The sequence below is a fragment of the Clostridiales bacterium FE2011 genome (genome assembly GCA_017569305.1).
Taxonomy (GTDB): Bacteria; Bacillota; Clostridia; order Christensenellales; family Aristaeellaceae; genus Aristaeella.
In genome coordinates this window covers 2338240-2355817 of record CP069418.1, presented here as the reverse complement: position 1 = coordinate 2355817, position 17578 = coordinate 2338240, and the positions used below count along the sequence as shown (strand labels likewise).

The following is a 17578-nucleotide window of genomic DNA, read 5'->3' as shown; positions in this document are numbered from 1 at the left end:
CCATGCTCACTGCAGGAACTTCAGATACCGGCTCATGACATAACCGGTCTTTTTGTTATGGCGGATCATCGTCCAGCATTCCCCGCGCAAAAGCACTTCCACCCTGGCGCCCTTGGGGAGACTCTGAATCTTCTTGCCGTTCTTGTTCGGCTTTTCCCTGAAGATCAGCTCTGTGGTTATCTTTGCCTGATACCCGGCCGGATCGAGAGGCTCCAGGATTCCATTCTCGTTGTACAACGCAAACAGTTCACCGGCTTCGGTCATCACCAGGAGCTGGTCTACAATCCCTGCTGTAGGAGGCACTTCGCACCCAACCACCGTCAGAACAGTACCGGCGGAGTTCGCATAGTCACCCCAGTTATCCGCATAATTCTCCGTCAGGGCAACCCTGGTGCAGCCGTTTTTTACTTTCTCCCCGTCCTCTCCAAAGGCGAGGTATTTCTTCTGGACCGTTCCGGTAACGCGTTCGCTTTTATTGGCTCCTTTCAGGCTGATCAGCGCATTCTGACCGTTTATCTCCAGCACCTCCACCCGCACGCCGGAGCAAAGCTTCTTTTCCCAGTCATTGATATAGAGTGATTTTACCCGCAGGCGGTTGAGCGGACTGTCCGTCTTCACCACGGCATAAACATTGTTTGTGCTGTGATCTCCTTCCGGATCCAGGAACCGGCCTTCAATAAAACCGTAATCCAGCAGCTGGACCTGTCCGTTTCCGGTATATGCCCTGACGCGGACCTTATCGCCGTTTTCCAGAAAGTATCCATCGCCGATATGGATATGCCCGCCGTCAGTGATTACTGTCTTCTCCTCAAAGCGTTCCTCGTATCCGTCCTTATACGGCGCTTTGTTCGCGTCCCAGAAGCTGAGATCCGCGATCTTTGACAGGTGCTTTTTGTCAATAAACCCGGTGATTCCATAGTCATCCACAAAATACCGGCCGCCGAATTCTCCCCAGACGACCGTGCGGGTTCCCCTGTAACAGGTCATGGAGGTCTTCTTCCCCTCCGGCTTCAGGTACAGCGGCGTTTTCTCCACGCATACTTCCGCCTCAAAGGCGTTGCACAGCATGGATTTATAGACTTCTTCGTAACCATCTCCGCCAAAAGGATTATAGATTTCCGGAATCAGTTCCTCCGCCTGCTCAAAAACGAGATACGCTTCGTATTCGCCGTTCAGGCTGAATGCGCTCCGGTTGTTTTTATAATTGGGATAGGTTGTGGACATATAGCCGTTATACAGAATTCCTGACGGTTTCTTTGCGGTGTAAGAAGAATAAACCTCCACCCCTTTCCCCGGCGCCTGAACGGTTACCGTCTCCTCGCCCGCATAGGCAGCGGGCACACAGAGCACCAGCGTCAGCAGCATGCAGGCCGCAAGCCCGCTCAGCAGCCTTTTCACATTCATCCTGCGCATCTCCTTTTTCTGTTTTCCTTTTCCGGTCTCCATTTATCAGAACGAAAGAGGCCGGAGGACTGTTCCTTCTGCCTGAAAATGGACACCGGGGACTGTCCCCGGTGTCCGTTTTGATCATGGACGCAGTTGCCCCAGACGTAGAGGCTGTTTTTCCAATAGCCTTCCCAGTCCCCTTCAGGGTTGCAGGCAGTCGGAATCCCGGGCAGGGCGACCGTCACGTTGCCGATCCGCGTCTGCCAGCTTTCAAAGGACGCAAGGCGCTCATCCTCTTCCGCCGCGTCCGCCATAGCCTCCGCCGCAGCTTCCGCCGCGCCTGTTCCAGCATCCGCGTCCGCCGCCTCTCCCAGGCAGACGGAACAAACCATGATCAGCGCCATGAAAAGTATCAGCATTCTGCGCATCATTCTCCTGTCCCCCTTTTATTTGCTCAGCAGGCTCCGGATGTTTTTCCGGAGTTCTCCGATCTTTTCCGTTTCCCCGTTCATCATCTCCAGGGTTCTGTGCTTGCGGATATACTCGTCCGCATTCCTGTATTTATCGCTCAGCTTATACTTCCGCCAGAGGATCCAGATGCTCACGGCGTTCTTTTCCTTTTCCATTTCCTCCAGGAAGGAACGGACAGACTCCCATCGCTCGTCATCCGGATCCTCCGTGGCCGCAAAGGCCTTCTCCTGGGCGGCAGCCAACGGATTCAGGTCCGCGCAGATTTCCTTCACGCCCGCCTCAACGCTCGTCAGCCGGTCCGACAGATCCCCGAAGACATACAGGAGCAGGCCCGTGATCCAGCTGAAAACCGGGCCCATTATGAGAGCCGCAACGCCCCAAATAATCGCACTGTACCCGGTGGCCTGGGTTTCGTAATAATCTGTCATCTCAATTCCCTTGATAATCATATAGACCCCATAGATGATCGAGAGAATAATCCCGGCCCAGCAGACGAACCTGGCCGTCTTTTTCAGTTTGGTGCCGATGTTTGCAAACATATCCAACCTACCCCTTTTTTCAGTTATACCGGTTCCTCCCGGACAAAAAGCTTCTCTGCTTATACAAACGTTTCAAGGCGGCCAAATGCCGTAGTTTGAAATGTTTTTGCTGTGTTTTTCGCGCGCAGAACAGAAAAAAGCAGAACTGAGAAACGATTTCTTCTGCAAGCAGGATACAAAATTATCCGTACATTTGCAACCTTTTCTCACTTTTGTTATAGTATTGTTAAATATGCAACGGCAGGAAACAACAACCTAAAGCCATAACCCCGGAGGCATAACCATGAAAAACACAAACCCTAAAAATGAAAAAATCGGCAGACTCATCGTGGCCGGTTTCGGCGTCCTCTGGACCACGGCTGCTTTCAGTATTACGGCAGATTCCCCCTGGCCGGTAGCCAGGATCGTGTTACCGGCCTTTGGCATACTGTTTACCATCGGTGCTTTGCTGGGGCATAGTTCCGAAAGCAGCAACCCCGGCGATGAAGAAGAAAACACCACCATGGAGTCTCCGGTGGAACAGTTTAATCCCAAAGAGATGGACGCCCCCGGACAAACAGGCAGGAAAGAGTCTCCGATTCAGGCGCCGGCTCCGCAGCCCCGGCAGAAGAAATATGTGTTCTGCCCCTACTGCGGCACCGCACAGGAAGAGGATTACAAAATCTGCGAAAGCTGCGGCGCGGGAAGAAAAGAAAAGTAAAATGAATGCGGACACTGAAGACATCTTTCGGCGTCCGCTTTGCTTATCACATTTTTTGTGACTTTCAGGCGTGTTTTTATGTCATTTTTTGTGACTGTTTGCTATACTTCTATGCCGTTTTTCCCGTTCATCTGTAACTCTTTCTCCCCGCTTCATTAAAGTGAAGTACGGAGAAAGAACGAAAGCAAATGAATGCAATCCTTTTCAGTTGCACGGTTGTATGGTATATTATACACAATTAAACCGGTACATAAAGGACCGGCGTTCTGCAACTGTCTTTTGTGGAGGATCGTCAGCATGACCATGTTGAGAGATTATTTCGTCCAGAACTGGGCTCTCATCCTGGTTTCGCTTGCCTTTTTGGTGTCCCTGCGATCCACGGCCTTCATGGATAAAACCTTTGCCAAACGCATGACCCTGCTGATCTTCGAAGTGGTGTTCCTTTCCATTTCCGTGTATATCGAGTTCGCACTGGATGACCGGGGCATTGTCTGGAAAGGCCGGCCGTACCTGATGTTTATCCGGTACAGCGCCACCCCGTTTATCGACGCGCAGGTGCTCTATACCCTGGTGAAAAAGCTCCGGAAAACCATCTTTATTCCCGCCATTGTCACAATGGCGATCTGCTTCATTTCCATCTTCACCGGCACCATCACCCGGATACTGCCGGACGGCACGATCCAGTACGGTCCCCTGAGGCTGCTGCCCTACGTTATCCCGGGAATCTACGGCTCGCTCATCATTTATATCCTGTACAAGCGCAGCAGCAAGCAGTTCAATGATCTGATCCCCGTCTTCTTCTTCGCCTTCGCGATGGGCAGCGGGGTTTTCCTGCCCTTCATTTTCGGTCCCATCTTCTCCCATGTCTTCTGTGAGACCATCGCGATTGCGCTGTTTACCTACTATCTTTTTTCCATCCAAGGCCTGACAATCAACGATTCGCTGACCAAAGTGCTGAACCGCCAGGCCTGCTATGCTGACATGGAGACCGAGCCGGAGAAAATAACGGGCATTGTTTCCATCGACATGAACGGCCTGAAGGTCATCAACGACACCCATGGCCATGCCGCCGGGGATGAAGCATTGGCCACCCTCGCGCTGTGTTTCACCCAGGCAGCCAAAGTCCACCAGTCCGTCTATCGTATCGGCGGAGACGAGTTCCTGATCATCTGCCGGAAATGTACCTTGGATGACGTTCTCCAGCTGGTCAGGCGCATCCGGAAGAACGTCTCCGAAACAAAATACAGCTGCGCAATCGGATACAGCTGCACAGAGGGCAGCCGGAAGTCCGTCAACGAAATGATGAAGGAATCCGACGAAATGATGTACGTGGAAAAAGCCAGCTATTACAAAGTATTCGGCAAGGACAGGAGAAGAAACTGAGAACCGCAAAGCGGTGCTCAGTTTCAATTCAGAATTAAGAATTCAGAATTCAGAATTATAGATACTGTTTACTTCTCCGCAGCGCTGTGGAGAATGTGACAGCCTTATACCTCCTACCTCCTACATCCTACCTCCTACCTGATTAAATCCACTTCGGAGAAAGAATGAAAGCAGATATTTGCAAACCTTTTCTGTTCCAGGGTTGTGTGATATAATCCACGCAGCTGAGAGGAATATGAAAAGCATCTTTTGCGGGGGATCGTCAACGTGTTAATGCTAAGGGATTATTTAGTCCAGAACTGGGCCCTGATCCTGGTGTCTCTGGCTTTTTTGATATCTCTCCGCACAACAGCCTTCCTGGATAAATCCTTTGCCCGCCGCATGTTTTTGCTGATCTTTGAAGTCCTGATCCTTTCCATTATTGTGTTTATCGAATTTGAGCAGAAAGACCTGGGGATCATATGGAAAGGCAGGCCTTACCTGATATTCATCCGGTACAGCGCAGGGGCTCTTCTTGAGGCACAGGTTCTTTATTCCCTGGTAAAGAAGTATCCGCGGATCATCTTTATCCCCGCTATCATTACAGCGGTGATCTGCTTCATCAGCATTTACACCGGCATCATCACCCGGGTGCTGCCGGACGGCTCGATCCAGAACGGCCCACTGAGGCTGCTCCCTTTCATTGTTCCGGGAATCTATGGCTGTTTCATCGTTTATTTCCTGTACAAGCGCACCAACAAGCAGATCAACGATCTTTTTCCGGTTGCCTTCTTCTCCCTCGCGCTGGGCAGCATGGTGATCCTTCCCTTCTTCATCAGGCAGGCCTACTCCCAGATTTTCTGCAAGACCATCTCGATCGCACTGTTTGCCTACTACCTGTTTTCCATCCAGAACCTGACCAGAATAGATTCGCTGACCGGCGTCCTGAACCGCCAGGCCTGCTACGCTGAGCTGGAAACCGATCCGGAAGGAATTACCGCCCTTGTTTCCATCGACATGAACGGCCTGAAGGAAATCAACGACACCCACGGCCATGCTGCAGGAGATGAAGCGCTGACCACCCTGGCGCTGTGCTTCACCCAGTCAGCCAAAGCCCACCAGTCCGTCTACCGCATCGGCGGGGACGAGTTCCTGGTCATCTGCCGGCAGGGCAGCCCGGAAGAGGTTCTCCAGCTGGTTGAGCGGATCCGGAAGAACGTTTCCGCAACGAAATACAGCTGCGCAATCGGCTACAGCTGTGCCGGGGAAAGCCGGAAATCCGTCAGCGAGATGATGAAGGAATCCGATGAGATGATGTACGCCGAAAAAGCCAGCTACTACCAGGAGATTGGTGTAGACAGGAGAAGGAACTGAGGACCGCAAAGCGGTTCTCAGTTCCAATTCATAATTCACAATTCATAATTCATAATTGGTGTGGATTCTTTGCTGAAGATGTTCCGTATATGCTGAAGGTTTACATCCCCGGAGGAGATCCTTCCACGCGGCCTTCGGCCTTGGTCAGGATGACAACGTGAGCGCATCGATTTTATCCATACGTCCTGAATTTCCAGTATATATAATTATGAATTATGAATTGTGAATTATGAATTTCAAAAGGCATAACGCTTTTGCGTTATGCCTTTTGATTTCTCGCTTGTACTGCTTTCTTAACCTGATCCAGAATATACCTTCCGCCGACTTCTCCACTCTTTCCGAAGTTGGCGATGGTCTTTTCCCGGATCTCCCGGATCCGGTCGCTGTAGCTTTCGTCCTCCAACAAGTTACGGATCTTATCCGCCAGGCCTTCCAGTGCCTCCGGTTTCACCCGGATGCCCACCTGGTCCCGCAGGGTCATTTCCAGCGGCGGCACGGTGATCTTTTCATAGTCCGGGTTATTGATCTTCGGCGGCGTGTCCACAAACACGCAGGGCCGTTCGGTCACCATCACAAACTCATAGGCTGTGCCGGACCAGTCGCTGATCACGATATCCGAATCGAAGATCGAGGTGTTCCCGGTAAAGTCCAGCTCGAAGAACAGGTCTCCGCCCTGGTAGTCCTCATACCGCTTCACAATGGCGTTCATCCGGTCGCCGTAGCGCTTCACATACTCCGGATGGGGCCGCACCGTCACGTCAAAGCCCTTGCCCAGCAGTTCCGACAGCAGATCGTCAATGCAGCTGTCCAGGATATTGTCCGCCTGCCAGGAGGGGGCAATCAGCACCTTCGGCCGCTCCCGCTTTGTCCGGGGCGTGGCCTGGTACGCGTCATACAGTTTCTCCAGCTGGCCGTAGCCGCAGGCGACCAGCTCCTGCTCCGGATCGCCGAAGAGCTTCTCCGTCTGGCGGATCTCCTCAAACTGGAAATCGCCCACGCAGAGGATCGAGTCATAATGCCGCAGAGCGCCGGTGTGCAGCACCATATGGGTGCTCAGCGGGTAATGGAACACATAGACGTATTTAATGTCCTTGCTGTAGTAGCTCCGCTTGTACTGGTAGTTGCCCAGGTCGGACATGGTCATGACCATCACATCCGCTTCCAGCTTCATAAACAGCGTGATCAGCTTTTTCTGCCCGATGTAGTAGGGCGCAATCCGGGGCTGGCTCTTCGCGATCTCAAAGATCTGGTCGTTGGGATCGCTGGTCACATAGTGGATGGTCAGCTTGCTGTTTTCCAGGATCCAGTTCATGATCCGCTCAAAATACTTATAGAAGCCGCTGCCCTCGGAGTAGAACACCAGGTGCTTGTTGCCCACGGAGAAGAAGCGCTTGTAGTCTTCCTTCTCCCGATGCTTTTCCTCCCGGCTGCGCACGGTTTCGCTGCCGGTATCGGCGTAGGCTGCCAGCTCCTTCCGGGAGGCCTCCAGCTCCGCCCAGTCAATCTCCTTTTCCGGCGGCCGAAGCTTGTTCAGCAGCAGCTGCTGGGCAATGGTGAACAGGTTGCTCCAGATCCAGTAAAAGCCCACTCCCGCGGGTACTGTAAAGCCCAGCACCAGGCTGATGCCCACGGAAACCGCCATGGAGGAGAACTGGGCCGCCTTTCCCTGGCTGGCCTGCAGCGGGTTCAGCTTGTTCTGGCACAGGCTCAGGATCAGGGCCGCAAGACCTGCCAGCAGCGGAATCAGCAGGTGAATGCCGCCTGCGGCGGTGGGCGTCGCGGACAGGTCAAAGCCTAAAAAGCGGGTATTCAGATCCGGCTGCCGGAGCCATACGTCCGGATGGTAGATGATCTGAACCAGGCCGATCAGCAGCAGCACCTGAACCGCCACCGGAATCACGGTGGCGAAAGGGCTGTAATGTGCTTTTTTATACAGCAGTGCCTGTTCATCGGCCACCTTGTCCGGGTCGCCGAAATACTTAACCTTCAGCCGGTTCACGGCCGGCTCCAGCCGGACCATCTTGATGCCGTTTGCATGCACCCAGAGGCTGACGGGCAGCAGGACCAGCTTCGTCATGAGGGTGAACACAATCACAGCCAGGCCGTAATTGCCGGTCAGGCTGTAAGCCACCCGCATCAGCCACCCCAGCGGTGCGCAGATTATTTGCATACTTCTTCTCTCTTATCCGATATCAAAGATCTTCCAGGTCGTCACTCTCATCCTTCGTGACCTCTTCCCGTCCGACCGCCTTGTTGATCTTTTTCTTGGCCTTTCTCCAGTAGATGGAGAAGCCAGCAGCAATCGCCACCACCAGGCCGACAGCCGCCTGAATGATGAAGGTGGTCGTGCTCGGATCAATGTACGCGCTGGCCTGGGTGGGCGTCATCACCATGCAGAACACGCAGTACAGCGTCAGCAGGAATAAAGGAAGGCCTTTTTTCATCGTCAATTTCTCCTTCGGGTTCATCTCGGAAACAATAACCTTATATATTTTACACGTTTTTTCTGCTGATGACCATGTTTTTCTGTTTTTTGTTTTCACCCTGCCAGACTTTGGCACTATCGTTCCAGGGAGGAGGTAGGAAGTAGGAGGGAGGAGGTACTGCCATTCCCGGACATGCTTGTTCCGATTGCGTTCCCGAACGTGTGCGGGCTGGGAGATCTTTCGACGCGTTCGCCTCGCTCACTTGCTCAAGATGACAACGTAGGCGCTACGGATCATTCATTCAAAGGATGACGGAGTCATCCCTCCACCATTTTTAAGTTTTAAGTTTTAAGTTTTAAGTATTCATTAATTCAAAAATCTTTGCCAGTTTCTTTCAGGGTATTCTGCCTTTTCCTCCCTTACGCTGTCACTGTAAAGGAGGAATCGCCATGGATTACTACAACGCTGAACACTATCCCGACCGCACAGCCGCCGAGGCCATGCAGCATGTGATGTCCCACCGGGAGGAGGAAGTCTTCGTCCTCAGCGAGGAGGGCTGCCTCCAGCTGATCGAAGCCCTGGTCCGCCTGGCGGTGGAGGATTATCTCCGTGCCCACCGGTGCCTGCCCTGCCGCTCTGCCCGGCAGCGGCTGCTGGAGATCGAAGCCTTTTTCCTGTCAGATCACTTCCACAGCCTCACCGGCCTGGACGGAAGCGCCATCCTGCGGATTGTCCGAAGGGAGGCGAAGAAGGAATGATCGCACCGGACATTCTCCTGAAGCCCCGGCAAATCCGGCGGGAAATCGAACGCAAACAAATGCGGATTGAAACCCTGCGCCGCTTCGCGGAGCACCTGACCTCCCCGCTCCGGGAGGTCAGGGTCAAAAGCACACCCGATCCCACCCGCATGCAGGCACTCCTCGCGGAAGCCGCGGACGAGGAAAAACAGCTGCCCCTGCTGGAAGCAGAGCTGGAGCAGGCGCTGGCGGCAGCCGCCATCATGGTTTCCACCCTGCCGGATGAGCGGCTGGTTCACCTGATGGAACTCCGCTACCTGGAAAGCTACAGCTGGGAGGAGGTCGCCGCTGCGCTTGGCTACAGTCCCAGCCAAACGTTTAAGCTTCATCGCGCAGCGATGCAGCAATTCACAATTCATAATTCATAATTCATAATTAGTTTTATCTTTTTACTAAAGAAGTTCCGTATAGGTCGAAGGTTTACATCTCCGGAGGAGATTCCTCGACTTTGCTCGGAATGATAACGTAAACGCATTGAATTATCCGTAACGCAACGAAACCGAAGCCGCAGCAGGAGCGTGACAGCATTCTTCCGTTCCCTTCCCGCGCATTTTCGGTTATAATGAGGTGACTGATAAAGCAATAACTGACAAGATACAGAAAGGATTTGCCTATGACAGAGCCATTCAGACCCAATCCGCTTCGCCTGGCTTTCGGCCTGATGCGGCTGCCGAAGAATCCGGACGGCAGTATTGATATCCCCCAGGTCTGCGAAATGACAGATCATTTCATCGCCGCGGGCGGAACCTATTTCGACACCGCCTTTGTGTATGACGGCGGTGACAGTGAGAAAGCCTTCAAGGCCGCCGTGGCAGACCGCTATCCCCGGGACGCCTATACCGTGGCCACCAAGCTCCACGCGGCCATCGGCGCTGTGGACGAGGCAAGCGCCAAGGCGGAGTTTGCCACCAGCCTGGAGCGCACCGGCGCCGGGTATTTCGATTACTACCTGCTCCATGCTCTGCAGCGTTCCATGTACAAAAAGTATGACGAGTACGGCCTGTGGGATTTCGTGAAGGAGCAGAAGGCCAAGGGGCTTATCCGCCACTGGGGCTTCTCCTTCCACGCGGATCCGGACCTGCTGGAGGAACTGCTGGAGGCCCATCCGGACGCGGAATTCGTCCAGCTGCAGATCAACTACGCCGACTGGGAAAACCCGGGCGTCGCCTCCCGCAAAAACTGGGAGATCTGCCGGAAGCACGGCAAGCCCGTCATGATCATGGAACCGGTAAAGGGCGGCATCCTGGCCGACCCGATCCCGGAGGTAAAGGCCGTCTTTGACGGAAGTGGCGCGGACGTGTCCTACTCCAGCTGGGCCCTGCGCTTCGCCGCGGGGCTGGAAGGCGTCCATGCCGTACTCAGCGGCATGAGCAACCTGGCCCAGATGGACGACAACCTGAAGACCTTCAAGGACTTCCGTCCCCTGGACGAAAAGGAAATGGAACTGATCCACAAGGCCCAGCAGGCGCTGGACGCGGACAAGTCCATTCCCTGTACCGCCTGCCATTACTGCACCAAGGGCTGTCCCATGGAGATCCCGATTCCGGAAATCTTCAACGTCATCAATCGCCGCAAGGGCAGTCCCGAGTTCCGCACCATCCGGGAATACGGCATCGTGACCGCCGGACGGGGCACCGCCGGGGACTGCGTCTCCTGCGGCCAGTGCGAGCGGGCCTGTCCCCAGGGACTTCCCATCATTACGCTGCTGCGCAAATGCAAGGCGGAACTGGAGAAATAACCGATGAAAAAGAAACTCAGACTGTCCTTTAACGCCCCGGCTGTCCTGACCTTCACCGCCCTGTGCGTGATTGCGCAGCTGATCAGCATGCTGACCCGCGGGGAGAGCAACCGCGTCCTTTTCAGCGTGTACCGGGCTTCCCTCCTGGATCCCCTTACCTGGGTCCGGTGCTTCACCCATGTGCTGGGCCATGCCGGCTGGGAACACCTGCTGGGCAACATCATGTATATCCTGATCCTCGGCCCGATGATTGAGGAGAAATACGGCACCGCCACCACGGCCTTCATCATGGCGGCCACCGCCCTGGTCATCGGCGTCATCAACATGGTGTTCTTCCCCGGCGTCATGCTGCTGGGCGCCAGCGGCATCGTCTTCGCCTTTATCCTGATTGCTTCCATCACCATCCGGGAGGACAACACCATCCCGGTCACCTTCATCCTGGTGGCGGTGCTCTACCTCGGCCAGCAGATCTGGCAGGGTCTCTTCAGCCAGGATAACATCTCCCAGATGGCGCACATCGTCGGCGGCGCAGTCGGCGCGGTGCTGGGATTCTTGCTTGGCAGAGCCAAGCAAAAACGCAGTCCCTATTAAGGAACTGCGTTTCTAATGAATACTTAAAACTTAAGACTTAAAACTTAAAAATGATACGGCTGCGGCCGTAAGGGAGATTCTTCGACTCCGCCTGCGGCTGCGCTCAGGATGACATTCCAGCTTGTTCTCGTCTTCATTATTTATATTTTACCAAACAATCAATTCAAAGAAACCAGCTCTATTCAGAGCTGGTTTCTTCCACCATTATTCATTTTTCAGTTTTAAGTTTTCAGTATTCATTATCGCTTGCGGCGTTTACCGCTGTAAGCGAATCCTTCTTCTCTCTTCCGCCGCGGCGTACTCCTGCTTTTCTTCCGTGGTTTCCGGAATAAACATGGGAATAGCCACGGGATGATCCTCTTCATCAATGGCGACGAACACCGCGTAAGCCCGGTTGATCAGTTCCCGGCTGCCGTCCAGGCGTTCCACCATGCTGTCCACCCGAACCTCCAGGGACGTGCGGCCTGTCCAGGTGACCACCGCTTCCTGCACCACGGTATCATTCAGGTAGGCAGGCTTCAGGAAGGTCAGGTTGTCAATGCACACTGTAGTCACTGCCTGTCCGGTATACCGGCGGGCCGCCACAGCGCCCACCACGTCGATCCATGCCATAATCTGTCCGCCGAAAAGCCTGGGCTTGGCATAGCCGTTGCAGTGCTGGGGCATCACGATCTGTACGGTAGTGGTTTTCTCTGCCATGTTCCTGAACCTCCCAAACAGTGAATACAATTCATAATTCATAATTATTATATACTCGAAAACCATAGGTTTTCCTTCAAAGCACAGAAAAACAAATTCACCCGTTTCTGAAAAATCTTTTTGTTCGCTTTTCTTCAATTATCCCTTCCCGTATAATAAAACCGAATATACTTGATGTTCCGATTGCGTTCCCGAACGTTAACAGGCTGGGAGATCTTTCGACGCGTTCGCTACGCTCACTCCGCTTTGCTACCCCGGGGCTGATACCCGCAACTTCAATCGTCGCGACTGTCCCCCGGACAGATCGCTCGTTTCAGTTGACCTCAGAACCGATGAGATTCCCTCCACTGGAGGCCATCGGTTCTTCGCCCCGTTCTCCACTGAAATCGATTGGAATCGCGCGCGCACCGCGGAACCGTAGTCACGGTTCTCACGCACCACGCACGAGAGGCACCTGGCTCGATTTCCGGGCGTTTCGAACCCCAAGATGACAACGTGGGCGCTACGGATCATTCATTCAAAGGATGACGGAGTCATCCCTCCACCATTTTTAAGTTTTAAGTCTTAAATTTTCAGTATTCATTATTTCTTAAGGGGCATTGTATGACCGACATCTACGCCGAGAGATACCGAAACCTCTCTCGTGAAGAACAGACCTGCTGCCTGACGGGGCACCGCAAAATCCCTCCGGGAGAGGAGCGGAAAATCATGGTCCGCGCCCGCAACATCCTGCTCCGGCTGATCCGGGATCACAACGTCCGGTATTTCGGAGTAGGCGGCGCGGTCGGCTTTGACATGCTCGCCGCGGAATACCTGCTGAACCTGAAAGCCCATGAGGAGCAGCAGATCAAGATCATCTCCGTCCTGCCCTATCCCGCCTGGCGCGAAAGGGAGGACTGGACGGATGAGCTCCGCGCCCGGGAGGAAAAGATCCTCCAGGCCTGCGACAAAGTGGTCTATGTCCGGCAGGAATATGAAAAAGGCGTATTCCTCCTGCGGGACCGGAAGCTGGTGGATGGTTCAGCCTACTGTGTCAGTTACTGCAACCAGCCCCAGACCGGCACCGCCTATACGGTGAAATACGCCCTGAATCACGGGGTAAAAGTATTCAACGCCAGCAGTTTCAACGTGATGACGCTGAAATAATCACGGCCGGAAATCGTCCGGCGCCGGGCCTTCGTCATCCTTGTCCCGGCCGCTGCGGATCACCAGGATAATGCCGCCCACACAGGCCGCGGCAATAGCCAGGCGCTTCAGCCCTTCCCAGAAGATGGGGTAAAAGAACATGGTCACGGCGCAGTAAAACACGCCCGCGCCCAGGCCGAGAAGCAGGATAAAGCGGAGAATCAGTCCCATTGCCCCGCCAAACACAGACAGTATATCCTTCAGCATCTGTTCTTCCCCCGGTATCCTTTGATTGCGAAGACAATGTTACCATAAACCCACCAGCCACACAACGAAAAACCGCCGCAAACCGCGGCGGTTTTCACATTCCCGGGCATTTTCAGCCGTTAGCGTCGAACTCGTTATATCCAACATAATCCGGGTTTTCCAGCAGTTCCGGGTCAGCGGGAACATATCCACCGCCGCCCTCACCGCCGGTCAGGCCGAAGCCTTCTCCGTCAAAGGACAGACCGTTGAGGCTGACGCGCCCATGATTCCCGACGCAGAGCAGCGCATATCCCGGTTCATCCCAGAACAGGTTCCACCGGGGTCTGTAGGCAATCACCTTCCAGGTGCCGCTGATATTATAACTGTCCAGCTCTTTTCCCTTCAGGTCATGTACCCGATCCACCAGGTTCGAGGTAAAGGTGCCGTCCTCCGCAAAGCTGATCACATCCGGGCCGAAGGATCCACCCGCATCAAAAGACCATGTACCAATCAGCTTCTTCATAACCTCCGGCTGTTCCTCTCCGGGATCCATGATCTCCAGGTCCCGCAGGGGTACAAATCCCCAGACAATGGCTCCGCCGTCCGTGAACTTGCCTTTTTTATTGACTTCCGCCTCCACATAGGCATATCCCTTGTATGTTCCCAGGCAGGTGAAACAGGTTTCCTTCGGTACCTCGAACTGCCTGAACTGGCTCACATCCGGATCATCGGTCAGGTAGGTATCCGCAATCGCCCACACATCCACCTGGCAGAAATCATACAGGGGATCGTGCTCCTGCTGTTGTTTTTCCTCCCGTCCCAGTTCACGGCTCAGGACCCAGCCGACCCGCTGGGTACGCTCACTGACGTCGTACCGAACCAGGGTATAGGTCTCGCCGTCATTATTCCTCCAGTCCATCAGGGACAGGATTTCTCCCTTCAGGCCCACAGCGGCTTTGCCCTTGGCGGCACGCCAGGCGCTCTTGCCGAAAGGCGCGGCATACACCGGAGCCGTTCCCTTTTTACCCGGATTGATCGGATAACCGGAAGACAGTTCGTGGGTATCCCCCATGTAGGCAGTCAGCAGGTTGATCCGCCGGATCTCTGCTGTCGAGCGGGGAAACAGGCGGATGTTGAATTCGGATAACGGATTCCAGCCATTGAAGACTACCCGGCCGTCCTTGTCCTCCGCGTAATAGCTGTAGCCCTTGTCATCCCGCCAGACCCGGAAGTCCCCGATCTTCGCTTCCAGCAGATCCAGATCCTCGTCCCCATTCCCGTCGGAGAAGCGGTAGACCTCAGCATCGCCATAGGAGAGGGTCAGGATTCCGTTCTTCATGGTAAGCTTCAAGCCCTTCGCCTTATCCTCCGGCTGGTAAACCGCCTTTGTGTACACATGAAGCTGTTTTTCACTGTCCGCAAAAAACAGCGCGTTATGGTACCGGGCGTGCAGCACGGCATAATCCCCGGCCTGGACTCCGCCTCCGGTAGTGGAATAATCATCCCAGGTGTGATCCGCCGAAACGGCGTTCAGCAGTCTGCCCTTACTCAGTCCCCAGTTGTTGGCGGAAGCGGAGGAGCAGGCAAAAACCAGTATGGCAAGCAGAAGCAGGACAGTGATCATGCGGCGGAAAAGAACGGTGCGTAACATGGCGCAAATCTCCTTTTCAATTCATGTTCTGTCTTTTATCCATTATGTTCTCACTATAGAAACGAAAGCAAGCGGTTTTTTCTTGCAAGCAAGACAGAAGGAAAGAAAAAAGGGAACGATCAGGCCTGTTTCCATCGTTCCCATGTTCCTGCTGCTTGAAGCTATACATCTCCGGAGGAGATTCCTCCACAACGGTCGGAATGACAACGTGAGCGCTGCGATTTACTCACTACACCATATATCCGGAGTATATATAATTATGAATTGTGAATTATGAATTATGAATTGATTCTCGCAATGATACTCTGCCCTTCGTTCTTCAGCCACTTCAGCGGCTGCTTGTAGTCCGGCAGGATCCGCGCCACCTCTGTCCAGAACCTGACGGAGTGGTTCAGTTCCTTCCGGTGGCACAGCTCATGCACAATCACATAATCCAGCACGTCCTCCGGGCAGAGCATCAGCAGGCAGTTGAAGTTCAGGTTTCCCTTTGCAGAGCAGCTGCCCCAGAGGCTTTTCTGTTTCCTGATCGCAATCCGCCCGTAGGTCACGCCGATCTGCCTGGCCCGTTCCGCCACCCGGGGAGGGATCACTTTTTTCGCCTGTTTCACCAGCGCGGACAGTTCTTCCTCCGTCAGCTTCGGTTCCTGTGCCCGGGCTTTGATCTTCTGCAGCGTTTTCTCAATCCAGCTCCGCTTGCTTTCCAGTACCTTCCGGATTTCCGTCTCCGGCATGCGCAGCGGCGCACGGACGATGATCTCCCCCGTCCCCTCAATCCGGATCCCCACAGACCTCCGCCTGCACCGGATCAGCTGCACATTCCACGTTGTTTCCATGTTTACTCCTCCGTTACTGGAGATAACTTCTTCGCTTTGCAGTATTTCGATCAGTCAAGAAAAATATGGCCAGCAGAATCACTATAAATTCTGAATTCTGAATTCTGAATTATGAATTATTTACATACGCCGGTAATGAATATTTCCAAGCCGATCAGAATCAGGATAATCCCGCCGAAGATGGAAGCCTTTCCGGCCAGTTTCATACCGACCGTCTTGCCCAGCTTGACCCCCGCAATGCATATGCCGAAGGTCACCAGGCCGATAATCACCGATTCAATCAAGGCAAACACCCAGGTATATTCCGCAATGGTAAAACCGACGGACAGCGCGTCAATGGAAGTGGCAATTCCCTGCACCAGCAGGGCGCCGCCGTGAAGCAGTCTGGTCTCTTCCTCTTCAGCCTTGTCCGTTTCTTCCTTCCGGCCCTCCAGGATCATCTTGATGCCGATAAACAGCAGCAGTGCCAGCGCAATCCAGGGAATAAAGGGCTGAAAGGCCTGGAAAGCTTCAGCAATGGAATGCACGCACAGCCAGCCCGCCAGGGGCATTACCGTCTGGAAGAGGCCGAAGGTTCCGGCAATCAGCAGCACCCGCTTCGCCGGCATTTTCGGCTCGTTCAGCCCGTTGGCAATGGAGACTGAAAACGCGTCCATCGCCAGGCCGACGCCGAACAGGATACTGTTGAGCACGAATAAGAAATTGAACTGCAATTCCGTTCCCCCCAATAAAACAGTCAGGTACGGCGAATCCATACCTGACTGTCTTCGAGACAACACATGTATAGCTTCGCAGTTATACATGAGTCTCGCATATTAAAGCAAGCCAGGCCTGAAGGCCAGTATGTTGACTTGCTGCGCATTCACGCTTGCTACTCCCTCATGGGTCGTAACCCATTGTAGGAGCGGGATTTGCGGTTAGTCAATTCTAATGTTTGAAACGTTTATATGCAACGCAATATCATGCTTTTTTGTTTTTTGGATCAATTGATATTAGTCGTTTCTAACAATCGGCATTCATCCTCATTTTTCTCCCAGTTCCCGATCCCATTCCTGAAGGAACTGCTCCATGAAGGCGTGGCGTTCCTCCGCCAGCTCCTTTGCCTTCTGCGTGTTCATCAGGTCCCTGAGCAGGAGGAGTTTCTCGTGGAAGTGGGATATGGAGCCTTCCGGCGTCCGGCCGTGCTTGCCGCCGTAGGCAAAGGTGCGGGCGATGCCCACCGCGCCGATGGCGTCCAGCCGGTCCGCGTCCTGGATGATCTGTCCCTCAATTGTCCCGGGGCGTTTTCCCTTATTCTGGCTGAAGGACACCGCGTTGATGGCCTCGCAGATCCGGTCCGCGGTTTCCTGCCCCACGCCCTGTGCCTCCAGGAAGCGCCGGGCATTGGCATTATTCTCCGTATGGAACAGCTTATGGTCATCCGCGTCATGGAGCAGAGCGCCCAGCGCCACAATCTGTTTATCCGCCCCCGGCTCCGTTTCGGCGATCAGGATGGCATTGCGGTAAACCCGCAAGGCATGCTCCAGCCCGTGACCGTCCGCGTTCTCCGCGAACAGTTCCCGGATATATTCTTTGGCCGCGTCAATCATCTGCTGCATTTCCCGCAATCCTCACCGTTTTTTGATTGTGTTCATCATATC

The 17578-nt window shown here is 54.0% G+C and carries 19 protein-coding genes; 8 read left to right on the top strand and 11 right to left on the bottom strand.

Annotation, left to right across the window (positions count from 1 at the left end):
- Positions 1 to 6: 6 nt before the first annotated feature.
- The 3 genes from JRC49_10695 to JRC49_10685 are packed head-to-tail and all read right to left on the bottom strand — an operon-like array spanning position 7 to position 2396.
- Positions 7 to 1404: an SH3 domain-containing protein gene (locus JRC49_10695; GenBank protein QTE70267.1), complete on the bottom strand. Its 1398-nt coding sequence runs from the start codon at positions 1402 to 1404 to the stop codon at positions 7 to 9.
- Positions 1401 to 1817, bottom strand: a complete 417-nt coding sequence (locus JRC49_10690) for a hypothetical protein (GenBank protein ID QTE70266.1) — start codon at positions 1815 to 1817, stop codon at positions 1401 to 1403. Before JRC49_10690 ends, JRC49_10695 begins: the two co-directional genes overlap by 4 nt.
- Before the next feature lie 15 nt (positions 1818 to 1832).
- Positions 1833 to 2396, bottom strand: a complete 564-nt coding sequence (locus JRC49_10685) for a hypothetical protein (GenBank protein ID QTE70265.1) — start codon at positions 2394 to 2396, stop codon at positions 1833 to 1835.
- A 283-nt stretch (positions 2397 to 2679) separates the two neighbouring features.
- Between JRC49_10685 and JRC49_10680 the strand changes: the two genes are divergently transcribed.
- The 3 genes from JRC49_10680 (at position 2680) to JRC49_10670 (ending at position 5832) form a co-directional block, all read left to right on the top strand.
- Positions 2680 to 3096 carry a zinc ribbon domain-containing protein gene (locus JRC49_10680; protein QTE70264.1) on the top strand — a complete coding sequence of 139 codons (417 nt, stop codon included), beginning with the start codon at positions 2680 to 2682 and terminating at the stop codon, positions 3094 to 3096.
- 297 nt (positions 3097 to 3393) lie between these two features.
- Entirely contained in the window at positions 3394 to 4479 is a 1086-nt protein-coding gene (locus JRC49_10675) for a GGDEF domain-containing protein (protein QTE70263.1), read from the top strand.
- A gap of 267 nt (positions 4480 to 4746) precedes the next feature.
- Positions 4747 to 5832: a GGDEF domain-containing protein gene (locus JRC49_10670; GenBank protein QTE70262.1), complete on the top strand. Its 1086-nt coding sequence runs from the start codon at positions 4747 to 4749 to the stop codon at positions 5830 to 5832.
- Between the two features lie 259 nt (positions 5833 to 6091).
- Here JRC49_10670 and yidC read toward each other — a convergent pair whose 3' ends face one another.
- Complete coding sequence (gene yidC / locus JRC49_10665; GenBank protein QTE70261.1) at positions 6092 to 8002, bottom strand: membrane protein insertase YidC; 1911 nt, start codon at positions 8000 to 8002, stop codon at positions 6092 to 6094.
- Between the two features lie 22 nt (positions 8003 to 8024).
- On the bottom strand, positions 8025 to 8276 hold the full coding sequence (locus JRC49_10660; protein QTE70260.1) for a hypothetical protein: 252 nt from the start codon (positions 8274 to 8276) through the stop codon (positions 8025 to 8027).
- Between the two features lie 431 nt (positions 8277 to 8707).
- Here JRC49_10660 and JRC49_10655 point away from each other — a divergent pair, with 431 nt between their 5' ends.
- The 4 genes from JRC49_10655 to JRC49_10640 all read left to right on the top strand — a co-directional run bounded on the left by JRC49_10655 (position 8708) and on the right by JRC49_10640 (position 11384).
- Positions 8708 to 9016 (top strand): hypothetical protein, encoded by a 309-nt coding sequence (locus JRC49_10655; GenBank protein ID QTE70259.1) that lies wholly within the window; start codon positions 8708 to 8710, stop codon positions 9014 to 9016.
- Positions 9013 to 9423, top strand: a complete 411-nt coding sequence (locus tag JRC49_10650; protein ID QTE70258.1) for a hypothetical protein — start codon at positions 9013 to 9015, stop codon at positions 9421 to 9423. The genes JRC49_10655 and JRC49_10650 overlap by 4 nt, the downstream gene beginning before the upstream one ends.
- Positions 9424 to 9668: 245 nt before the next feature.
- The gene (locus JRC49_10645; protein ID QTE70257.1) at positions 9669 to 10793 is read left to right on the top strand and encodes an aldo/keto reductase; all 1125 of its coding nucleotides are present in this window, start codon (positions 9669 to 9671) and stop codon (positions 10791 to 10793) included.
- A 3-nt stretch (positions 10794 to 10796) separates the two neighbouring features.
- Entirely contained in the window at positions 10797 to 11384 is a 588-nt protein-coding gene (locus tag JRC49_10640) for a rhomboid family intramembrane serine protease (protein QTE70256.1), read from the top strand.
- Positions 11385 to 11639: 255 nt separating this feature from the next.
- Here JRC49_10640 and JRC49_10635 read toward each other — a convergent pair whose 3' ends face one another.
- On the bottom strand, positions 11640 to 12083 hold the full coding sequence (locus JRC49_10635) for an acyl-CoA thioesterase (GenBank protein ID QTE70255.1): 444 nt from the start codon (positions 12081 to 12083) through the stop codon (positions 11640 to 11642).
- A 603-nt stretch (positions 12084 to 12686) separates the two neighbouring features.
- On the opposite strand from JRC49_10635, the gene JRC49_10630 reads away from it, so the two are divergent.
- On the top strand, positions 12687 to 13229 hold the full coding sequence (locus JRC49_10630; protein ID QTE70254.1) for a DUF1273 family protein: 543 nt from the start codon (positions 12687 to 12689) through the stop codon (positions 13227 to 13229).
- On the opposite strand, the gene JRC49_10625 is transcribed toward JRC49_10630, so the two are convergent.
- The 5 genes from JRC49_10625 to JRC49_10605 form a co-directional block, all read right to left on the bottom strand.
- Positions 13230 to 13475, bottom strand: coding sequence for a hypothetical protein (locus JRC49_10625; GenBank protein QTE70253.1), 246 nt, complete (start codon positions 13473 to 13475; stop codon positions 13230 to 13232).
- Between the two features lie 112 nt (positions 13476 to 13587).
- Positions 13588 to 15105: a hypothetical protein gene (locus tag JRC49_10620; GenBank protein QTE70252.1), complete on the bottom strand. Its 1518-nt coding sequence runs from the start codon at positions 15103 to 15105 to the stop codon at positions 13588 to 13590.
- 278 nt (positions 15106 to 15383) lie between these two features.
- Positions 15384 to 15938 (bottom strand): M48 family metallopeptidase, encoded by a 555-nt coding sequence (locus tag JRC49_10615; GenBank protein ID QTE70251.1) that lies wholly within the window; start codon positions 15936 to 15938, stop codon positions 15384 to 15386.
- A gap of 116 nt (positions 15939 to 16054) precedes the next feature.
- Positions 16055 to 16651, bottom strand: coding sequence for a manganese efflux pump (locus JRC49_10610; protein ID QTE70250.1), 597 nt, complete (start codon positions 16649 to 16651; stop codon positions 16055 to 16057).
- Between the two features lie 309 nt (positions 16652 to 16960).
- A complete protein-coding gene (locus JRC49_10605; GenBank protein ID QTE70249.1) occupies positions 16961 to 17536 on the bottom strand; it encodes an HD domain-containing protein in 576 nt (191 codons plus the stop codon).
- Positions 17537 to 17578: the final 42 nt, after the last annotated feature.

Coding starts and splice junctions, on each gene's coding strand:
- JRC49_10695 (QTE70267.1), bottom strand. CDS start 1,404: ATGAATGTGAAAAGGCTGCTGAGCGGGCTTGCGGCCTGCATGCTGCTG.
- JRC49_10690 (QTE70266.1), bottom strand. CDS start 1,817: ATGATGCGCAGAATGCTGATACTTTTCATGGCGCTGATCATGGTTTGT.
- JRC49_10685 (QTE70265.1), bottom strand. CDS start 2,396: ATGTTTGCAAACATCGGCACCAAACTGAAAAAGACGGCCAGGTTCGTC.
- JRC49_10680 (QTE70264.1), top strand. CDS start 2,680: ATGAAAAACACAAACCCTAAAAATGAAAAAATCGGCAGACTCATCGTG.
- JRC49_10675 (QTE70263.1), top strand. CDS start 3,394: ATGACCATGTTGAGAGATTATTTCGTCCAGAACTGGGCTCTCATCCTG.
- yidC (QTE70261.1), bottom strand. CDS start 8,002: ATGCAAATAATCTGCGCACCGCTGGGGTGGCTGATGCGGGTGGCTTAC.
- JRC49_10660 (QTE70260.1), bottom strand. CDS start 8,276: ATGAAAAAAGGCCTTCCTTTATTCCTGCTGACGCTGTACTGCGTGTTC.
- JRC49_10655 (QTE70259.1), top strand. CDS start 8,708: ATGGATTACTACAACGCTGAACACTATCCCGACCGCACAGCCGCCGAG.
- JRC49_10650 (QTE70258.1), top strand. CDS start 9,013: ATGATCGCACCGGACATTCTCCTGAAGCCCCGGCAAATCCGGCGGGAA.
- JRC49_10645 (QTE70257.1), top strand. CDS start 9,669: ATGACAGAGCCATTCAGACCCAATCCGCTTCGCCTGGCTTTCGGCCTG.
- JRC49_10640 (QTE70256.1), top strand. CDS start 10,797: ATGAAAAAGAAACTCAGACTGTCCTTTAACGCCCCGGCTGTCCTGACC.
- JRC49_10635 (QTE70255.1), bottom strand. CDS start 12,083: ATGGCAGAGAAAACCACTACCGTACAGATCGTGATGCCCCAGCACTGC.
- JRC49_10630 (QTE70254.1), top strand. CDS start 12,687: ATGACCGACATCTACGCCGAGAGATACCGAAACCTCTCTCGTGAAGAA.
- JRC49_10625 (QTE70253.1), bottom strand. CDS start 13,475: ATGCTGAAGGATATACTGTCTGTGTTTGGCGGGGCAATGGGACTGATT.
- JRC49_10620 (QTE70252.1), bottom strand. CDS start 15,105: ATGTTACGCACCGTTCTTTTCCGCCGCATGATCACTGTCCTGCTTCTG.
- JRC49_10615 (QTE70251.1), bottom strand. CDS start 15,938: ATGGAAACAACGTGGAATGTGCAGCTGATCCGGTGCAGGCGGAGGTCT.
- JRC49_10605 (QTE70249.1), bottom strand. CDS start 17,536: ATGCAGCAGATGATTGACGCGGCCAAAGAATATATCCGGGAACTGTTC.